Source organism: Tritonibacter sp. SIMBA_163 (assembly GCF_046535935.1).
GTDB lineage: Bacteria > Pseudomonadota > Alphaproteobacteria > Rhodobacterales > Rhodobacteraceae > Epibacterium > Epibacterium scottomollicae.
This window is the reverse complement of sequence record NZ_JAWJBP010000884.1, coordinates 1-253: the sequence shown is the minus strand read 5'-3', so window position 1 is coordinate 253 and position 253 is coordinate 1. Positions and strand designations below refer to the sequence as shown.

Genomic DNA, 253 nt, shown 5'->3' with positions numbered 1-253 from the left:
CCTTAAAAACTCAATTACTTTATCCAATGCAAATCATCCTTTCTGTAGAAAATTATCAATCCCTCACTTTTCAATTCTCCAACTCACCAATTCCCTTGGCGACTCTCCAACTCTTAACGTGCTATTGAAGTACACCATAAGATTTTTAGCGTAATGCTCAACCTGTTCTTCCGTTAAGTTGTTAGGTATCTCCTGATGTATACCCTCTTCATGCGTGTCAAAATGCGGACTTTCCTTTGTTACATACATAGAG

Annotated in this window: 1 protein-coding gene; it reads right to left on the bottom strand. The window is 37.9% G+C overall.

Annotated features, from left to right (window positions below):
• Window positions 1-63: 63 nt before the first annotated feature.
• A partial coding sequence (locus R0J92_RS24875; protein ID WP_411053651.1) for a hypothetical protein occupies window positions 64-253 on the bottom strand: 190 nt, incomplete at its 5' end.